We start from the raw sequence: 7,533 nt of genomic DNA, 5'->3' as shown, positions 1-7,533 counted from the left end.
ATCATCTCTGGATTTTTTAGCGCTAAATTACTTAAAAGTATTTTAAATACTTTTTTCTGACTGCTGACTCAAAGTCAGCTCCCTGGATTTCTCTGAGAAGATGTTTGAAGATACGTTGTCAAATAATTGTTTCATTAAGTTAATATTATATTCCGACAATTTTGTTCCCGAACAAACTAAATGCAACAAATCTAGAAGTTTTTCCGAAATAGCTTTATTAACTGATTGATCTGACTCATATACATGCTTCGATCCAATTTCTCTTAGTGGAGGTAGGTATTGATTTAGAATGAAAACAGCGGAAGTATTTGGCATACCATTTATCTTTTTCATTACTTCAATTTTCTTCTCAATAGGTCCTTTACGAGAGGCTAGTAAATATGCTGTTTTGTATGGAATGGATTGTAATAAAAGTTGTTCGCTTTTACTAGGAAGGCCTATAAACAGTTCATAGTATGCTAAAGCATTATAAGCTGAAGATTTTGTAGAAAAAACAAGATCTATCCAGGATGTAAATGTTGTTTCAAATGATCCTATTGCTTTAAAAAGTTCTCTAACTTTATATATTTTTTCTCCTATCAGCAAAACATGTTGTTTTTGAATCGATTTAATTTGAGATGTAAGATTTTTAATGTGTAAAAAAACATCTTGATTATGGTTCTCTGGGGATTGTTTGCTAAATAAACAATCCAATTGATTTATTTCTGAAGAAGTAAGTGATATAGAAAAGACATCTTGAATAACTTCTTTTTTTCGAAATTCTTCTTTTGCACTTTTTCTGTTTTTATCAAAAAAAATTGATGCTTCTTTAATTAGTTTGCTCACAACGCTTTCCTGAAACATTTTTAAATAGTCTAGTTTCTATTTCCTTAGTTAATTCAAGGAGATCATAATTTGCTCTAGAGTTAGGATACGCATTAGCTACAGATGTCTCCTTTAAAAGTGACCGGCTTAATTTAACATCTCTTCGCACTTTGCTAGATAAAATTTTGTTCTCATAAATAGATTCTATAATATTTAAATAAGTAGAATTTGTTGCGTTCCTATCATCCCAAAATGAGAAAACTATACCTAATATTTCTAGTTCATTTTCTGTTTGTAAAGTAGAACAAAATTCTTTGATTTTTTGTGCTCCCAATATAGAAAATGGTTCAGGAGTAAGACATATTATCAAAAAGTTTGCTGCAATAAAAGCTTCTCGATTTAAACAACCTAAACTTGGTGGCGTGTCCAAAATACAAACATCATAATTATGTTCGATAAGTTGTAAATATGAACGTAAGCAATTTATATTCAATGAACTATCTTTATTTATAACTCTAAAATCTTCTATTAAAAGACTAGAAGGAATTATATCTAGATTTTTTATTTTTGATCTTTGAATAACATCTTTCAAATTTCCTGAGTTTCTAAAAATATCGTACAGGCTAGTATCAGAGCAAAATTGTGTCCCCAAACCTGTAGTAAGGTTTGCTTGTGGATCTAGATCCACAAGCAAAACCTTCTTATTGTGATATTGAGCTAAGTTGCAACCAATATTGAGAGATAGGGTAGTTTTCCCCGTCCCTCCCTTAAATGAACAAAATGCTATTGTCTTCACAAATACTCCAACGTTAGAGTAAATGTTATTTTATTCTGTCTTTGAGAACATGTCTTTTCTTGATAGAATCAGCATAATCAAGGCTTTTTTCAGCTTTATATTATTATTTGCTAATTCTTCAACTATTGGAGAGTCCGGAAAAAAATTCAAAGATGATTCAATACGACTTAATAAATCGAGTATAATAGATATACTTTTGTGATACAGCTCAGTCGGAGAGTTTAAAAAAGTAATTTTCTCTTTGCTTATTTTTACTTTGATATCTAGTTCTGGGAAAGCTTTCTCAACATCTTTCACAATTCTAATAAAATCATTAGTTTTTTGTTTGTTATTCATAACCTCTCCAGTAAATAGATCTATGTTTTTTATATAAAAACCTCATAGAAAATTCACAATAAAAATATACCCACAATTACTTCTATGTTTTTAAATTAACCATTTGTTTGTGGTTTCACTTCTAAAATAGTAATTTTTGAAACAGTTTCAACTCCTAAAATTTTTTCTCCATTTGGCATAGCGTTTACCCACACAATCCCACTATCTACTCCTCCCGCCCTTAAAGAGAATTTTACTGGAGTTGTTGTTGCATTTGATACGGTTGCTCTTAGAGAAATTACATTAGGATAACCAGCAGAATAACCATAACTAATAGCACACGGAGATTTATCACCTTCTTTGACTAAAGCTAGAGCAACAGTTCCTTCCATTCGTGTCGCTATAATATTTGCACAAATTAAAAACATACTGTTGGAATTGTCTGGGGTTACAGAGAACTCAGCTATTTCTGTACCTCCATCTAAATTCCTTATATTCTCTTTTGTAAATAAACCATTACATTGAATGCTTTCAGATATACTAATATCTTTAAACGCTCTAGAGAATGAGAAAGAGGGATCGATTTGTATTTGCTTGATTACCTCTTCTATCAGACTTTGAGTTATGTTTTTGATTATATCTTTAACTAGCTCATCTTCAATTTGATCTAATATTTTGCTAGTTACTTCTTTGATAACTGATTCCATGTCTAAGGAAAATGTTGTCTTAGAAGGTGTTGTTGTTGAATCTGTCGCAACAACGATCCCCTTGTCGCCACTAAATTTTGTTACTGTTGGAGTAGAATCTGTGCCTATAATAATCTCATCTTTTTTGAGAACAGTGGTCATTTGACCAAGTCGAATATTATCTGCAAAAATAGTGTTTTGAGTATCTTGTAAATAGAACCCTGAATTACCCATAATTAAAAACTCTTTTTATTTTTGGGTTTTAATTAATTTAATTAAGGGTATCAATAATTAAATTGGTTTTTGTTCGGATTCTAATAGTCTGTTTTTTGAAATTTGTTGGAATTTTATCTTGTTTAAATAAAATACTTCTTTTTTTGATATTGTTTTTCCTTGAATTCTTTCGTGTTTTATTAACCACTTCAGTTCAATAGCTATTTCTATACACCGATTAATAGCTGTTTCGATTTTTTTCCAGTTTCTAGATGTAATATATCTGTTCATTCTTAGAGTATATGATAGATTCTCAAATCCTATTTCAATTTTATCTGGCCAATCTTTATTAGTTGGATTATTCATTTTTTTTCTTGTTGCCGTGCTGACAATCCAATCGAGAAACGTATAAGTGAATTTGGACGCGTTTGGAAATCTTAGTTTGATTTCTTGATACATATTTGCTGGTTTTAAGACAAAATACGAGTCAATTTGGTCTACAATGATAGGACAAGGCTCTATGATAAAGCCCTTATGTTTAGTGGAAACTAGGTTAATAAAAGGTCCCTCATCTAAGGCTTTATTTTCCTTTGGGGTTAATCCTTCCCATCCTTCGCATATTCTTAATATTGGAGAAAAGGTTTGGTAGCGATCAACAACCTCTTCTCCTTTATTCCATCGTCTTCTTGTCGCTACAATAAGATATGGTTTATTCCCTAAATGATATAATGCTTCTAATGAAATTACAGCTTCTTTCCCTCCAAATTCATATTTGTTTCTTGAGGTTTTGTATTTTTTTACTCCGTAAGCTTCTAAATATTCTGATCTACTAAACTTTATACGTGGAATTATTCCTTCGAATTTAAATGTATTTGTTTCTCTAGAAAGGTATGCTCCTTCGGCATTTCCTCTATAATTGGTCGCTGACAGCAACTTTTGAATGGCAGATAAAGCATGATAATGAGATGTCTGTAAATCTAATCCAATAACTTCTATTTTTGATTCTGAATCAGAAGATGTTTGAGGTTTTCTTCCGAATTTTTGATTTTCTAAATGTAAAGAGCTTTTTATAATATTATGATCTGTTTTTACCATACTTCTTTTTGAGAGTAGAATTTTCCAAACGAAGAATTAAACATTAAATGTGTAGAAAACGTTGATCCATGTCTATTTTTACCTATGATTATTTCTGTTAATCCTTTTATAGATTCTTGAGAATAGTAGTCTTTTCTATATAAAAACAATATTGCGTCAGCGTCTTGCTCTATTTGACCGCTGTCTCTTAAGTCTGATAATAATGGACGTTTATCTCCTCGATCCTCTACTTTTCTAGATAATTGTGATAAACAAACTATTGGAATTTCAAGATCTACAGATAACAAACGTAGTTTTCTTGAAATTGAAGCTATCTCATTCTGTCTATTTTCAGAACGTCCATCTAATTCTACAAGTTGCAAGTAGTCAATAAATAAAATATCTATATCGTGTAGATATTTAAGGGATTTTGCTTGATTGATTAATGCATTGATTCCAGAACAATTTTTATCACAAATGAAAAAATTAGAAGCTTGCAAAGCAGAGCTGATTTTTTCAATTTTACATAAGGTAGTTTTAGAGAAGTTCCCTCTTTTTAATTGTTCACAAGAAATTTCGCTTAAATTAGAAATAATTCTCTCGACAATTTGTTGAGAACCCATTTCTAATGATATAAATCCCACAGCCTTCTTTTCATGAATAGACAAATACAACGCGATATCTATAACAAAGGCTGTTTTGCCCATAGCAGGGCGTGCGGCTATTATAATAAAGTTTCCCTTACATAAAAGAGTGCTTTGTTCATCTATTGCTAAAAATCCAGTGGGCAGACCATCAATAAAATCTTTTTCATGTTCTAATCTATATGTATGTCTTAAACGTATTTTGGCTAAGACACCTTCTGTTTCTTTATCTCCATTGATAATGTCACAAACATTACGACCTATAAATTTATATCTAGGAGCAATAATCTTGTTGTGAATAGAGTCTAAACGTTCTTTGAATTCGTCTATTAAAGTAAATGGAGACCGTCTATTCGGATATCTATTAAAATCTCCGTATGAGACGTCTAAAAATTCTTTTAAAAGATCGTTAGTTAGTTTTTCGTGAAGAAAATCTATATGATGATCCAAGTCTATATGAATATCAGCATTTTGAGACATCTGTACGATATAAGAAATATCTAATGATGTATCGTAATTTTGCCGTTTGATTTCTTCCCAAATTAGAGATATTGATACAGCTCCACGAGCGTTTAATAGGTTTTTAATAAAAAAAAACAGTTTTTTATGAATGGGTGAAACAAAATGCTCTTCAGTTAAACGCGATACAACAGTTTGGGCATTTTCTGTATAATTTATAGCCTGTCCTAGTATTACGAATTCAATATCTAAATACTCTTTATCCAACTGAGAAGCTTTCATATAAATATTACCAAGGAGTCTTAAGGATTAAAAAAAGCATTATTTTTTTACCTGATTATGGAAATAATCAGGTAAAATCAATGTTTTATAACACCAGGTTGCTTGTGCGTAAAGATAATTCACTAGGATACGGATTAAACAATATCCATAAAAACCTGCTATCAGAAAGATTAACTCATGCCCAAGCTAAACAAGCAAAAATAGAATATATATGGAACGGATTAAAACACATTACTCTAAAAGATGCTGTAACAGCCTGGACGACTTCTCTAAATGCTCATACGGCAAGATCATATAAAGGATCTATTTTAGCATTAAGTAAGATTGGTCTTTTGTCTCTAGACATATCTTTACAGGAATTTTCAATGATTAATCACAATGTTGTTATAGATTCAATCAAAAGACTCCCTTCCAAAATAACCTTGTGGTCCGAAGGAACAAAACAAGTCAGGGCAGCCTGTTATATATCTCTTACAAGATTCCTCAATAGGGAAACCTTTGGTCTCATATCTATAGCACAGCCATCTCAACAAGAATCAAACAAAACATTTTATAAATTAAGAGATGTAGTAAAAACTAATGCTTTAGGAAAAATCGAAAAACTCAACTTCTTAGAGCAACTACAAACAATTAATTATAGAGACTGGATGATCGCTCTAACTATTCTACAAGGGGCCAAAAGAGTTAATGAAGTTCTTGATTTAACAATAGATAAAATTTCGTTTCAAGAAGGGACTATTTCTTTTATACAAACCAAAAACAGGGGGATAGAGAAAGTAACCATCATTACATACCCTCAATGGTTTTTAAAAAAAATAAATGATTACATAGGTCTCAGAAAAGGTTTGTTGTTCATAACAAAAAATGGAAAAGCTGTGGGACTTAAACAAATAGCTACTACATTTGCTAAAGCAGGGAAATTAGCTAATATTGATTTCAAAGTCACTCCTCATGTACTTCGTGCTACAGCAGTAACTGAATACAAGCGATTTGGATGCTCCGACTCAGATATAATGAAAGTAACCGGTCATTCATCATCAAAAATGATATACGCTTATGATAAATCTCAACGATCAGAAAATGCATCAAAAAAAATTATTCTAATCTAACAACAAAGTTCGAACTTTGTTGTTGCAACATATTTTTTAATGCAGATTGGTTCCAATATAATTAAAATTATATCAAAATATAAAAGGCAGTTGCGATGTTAAATTTTCTTCGCTATATGAATCATAAGCTGAAATCATCTCTTGAGATGATAAACAAGAGATCCTCATGATATCAATATCAGAAAAACCTGTTTTTTTTAGATACGCCAAAGCACTAGCACGAAGTACGTGAGGAGTAACCTTAACTTGAAGTGGAATGTCATTTTCAGCTAGTTTAAAATAGTAATAAATCTGATTAACACAAACTCTATGATTCGAAGAAGGATCTGAAACAAAAACCCATCCTTCCCTTTTGCCAAGATAATCTTTCAACTCATTCATTAAAAAACTCGGATACGTAACTGTGACTTCGCGTATTCTATTCTGCCTTTTTTTCACTTTGAAAAATATTTGATTCTTTCCAAAAGATATATCTTCCGTACGAAGGGAAATCACTTCTGATAATTTTCTAACTCCTTGAAGTATCAATTTCCCAATCAAATAATCTCTATAACTTCTTTTTTTTAATGAATCAAAAAACAATAGCCAGTCTTTTTTTGAAATAAACTCTGTTTTTACTTTGTCTCGGATTTTATAAAATGTTGCATTTCCAAAGTCCCTGACTGGAATAGCTGGCTTAACAACTCCTTTAGTCAAACGATATAAAAACTTAGTAAATGAAATATAGCAAGCTGCTCTAGCTTGTTTAGAAGCTTCCGAAATCAATTTCCCTTTAAGAGAAAAAGATAAAGATTTTATCCTGTATAACACTTCAGAGTGATCTGTAGAAATAAGATCTTCCAATCTCATAGAAGGATCTATAACACGATTCGATATTAAAAATTTAATTCCAGAAGCATAGTTTTTGCTAGTAATTGGAGATAAAGTTGTTAACCAAATACTTACAGCTTCAGACAAAGTTAAAAACAATCTACTTCTATGACAGTGGTTTAAATTCCTCATATTTAGTCCCAGTACTACTTTGGATACAAGACCTGCGAAGTCTAAGTGTTTTTGATAGAAAAGTCTACCACCTAAAGTTGCAAGGTCTACCACCTAAAGTTGCAAGGTCTACCACCTAAAGTTGCAAGGTCTACCACCTAAAGTTGCAA

At 31.1% G+C, this 7,533-nt stretch carries 8 protein-coding genes; 1 reads left to right on the top strand and 7 read right to left on the bottom strand.

All coding sequences use genetic code 11. The features are described from left to right. Positions 1–42: 42 nt before the first annotated feature. The 6 genes from C834KP_RS05275 to C834KP_RS05250 all read right to left on the bottom strand — a co-directional run bounded on the left by C834KP_RS05275 (position 43) and on the right by C834KP_RS05250 (position 5,273). Positions 43–825 (bottom strand): CT583 family protein, encoded by a 783-nt coding sequence (locus C834KP_RS05275; RefSeq protein WP_108897167.1) that lies wholly within the window; start codon positions 823–825, stop codon positions 43–45. Continuing rightward, complete coding sequence (locus tag C834KP_RS05270; protein WP_108897166.1) at positions 809–1,600, bottom strand: ParA family protein; 792 nt, start codon at positions 1,598–1,600, stop codon at positions 809–811. Before C834KP_RS05270 ends, C834KP_RS05275 begins: the two co-directional genes overlap by 17 nt. A gap of 30 nt (positions 1,601–1,630) precedes the next feature. Continuing rightward, the gene (locus C834KP_RS05265; RefSeq protein ID WP_108897165.1) at positions 1,631–1,936 is read right to left on the bottom strand and encodes a virulence factor; all 306 of its coding nucleotides are present in this window, start codon (positions 1,934–1,936) and stop codon (positions 1,631–1,633) included. 95 nt (positions 1,937–2,031) lie between these two features. Continuing rightward, positions 2,032–2,835 carry a virulence factor Pgp3 gene (pgp3, locus tag C834KP_RS05260; protein WP_108897164.1) on the bottom strand — a complete coding sequence of 268 codons (804 nt, stop codon included), beginning with the start codon at positions 2,833–2,835 and terminating at the stop codon, positions 2,032–2,034. Between the two features lie 57 nt (positions 2,836–2,892). Continuing rightward, complete coding sequence (locus tag C834KP_RS05255) at positions 2,893–3,909, bottom strand: virulence factor (protein WP_108897163.1); 1,017 nt, start codon at positions 3,907–3,909, stop codon at positions 2,893–2,895. Continuing rightward, the gene (locus tag C834KP_RS05250) at positions 3,903–5,273 is read right to left on the bottom strand and encodes a replicative DNA helicase (protein WP_108897162.1); all 1,371 of its coding nucleotides are present in this window, start codon (positions 5,271–5,273) and stop codon (positions 3,903–3,905) included. The genes C834KP_RS05255 and C834KP_RS05250 overlap by 7 nt, the downstream gene beginning before the upstream one ends. A gap of 104 nt (positions 5,274–5,377) precedes the next feature. On the opposite strand from C834KP_RS05250, the gene C834KP_RS05245 reads away from it, so the two are divergent. Next, positions 5,378–6,382, top strand: a complete 1,005-nt coding sequence (locus tag C834KP_RS05245) for a tyrosine-type recombinase/integrase (RefSeq protein ID WP_231911712.1) — start codon at positions 5,378–5,380, stop codon at positions 6,380–6,382. A gap of 72 nt (positions 6,383–6,454) precedes the next feature. Here C834KP_RS05245 and C834KP_RS05240 read toward each other — a convergent pair whose 3' ends face one another. Beyond that, positions 6,455–7,384, bottom strand: a complete 930-nt coding sequence (locus C834KP_RS05240) for a tyrosine-type recombinase/integrase (RefSeq protein WP_174165558.1) — start codon at positions 7,382–7,384, stop codon at positions 6,455–6,457. Between the last annotated feature and the right edge of the window lie 149 nt (positions 7,385–7,533).

Origin of the sequence: Chlamydia serpentis, from assembly GCF_900239945.1 — a bacterium.
Lineage (GTDB): Bacteria > Chlamydiota > Chlamydiia > Chlamydiales > Chlamydiaceae > Chlamydia > Chlamydia serpentis.
Note: the sequence above shows the minus strand (reverse complement) of the source record. Positions and strands in the feature narration are given on the sequence as shown.

Bases quoted from the DNA above. Each gene is read 5' to 3' on its own strand.
- C834KP_RS05265 (WP_108897165.1), bottom strand. From the start codon at position 1,936: ATGAATAACAAACAAAAAACTAATGATTTTATTAGAATTGTGAAAGAT.
- pgp3 (WP_108897164.1), bottom strand. From the start codon at position 2,835: ATGGGTAATTCAGGGTTCTATTTACAAGATACTCAAAACACTATTTTT.
- C834KP_RS05255 (WP_108897163.1), bottom strand. From the start codon at position 3,909: ATGGTAAAAACAGATCATAATATTATAAAAAGCTCTTTACATTTAGAA.
- C834KP_RS05250 (WP_108897162.1), bottom strand. From the start codon at position 5,273: ATGAAAGCTTCTCAGTTGGATAAAGAGTATTTAGATATTGAATTCGTA.
- C834KP_RS05240 (WP_174165558.1), bottom strand. From the start codon at position 7,384: ATGAGGAATTTAAACCACTGTCATAGAAGTAGATTGTTTTTAACTTTG.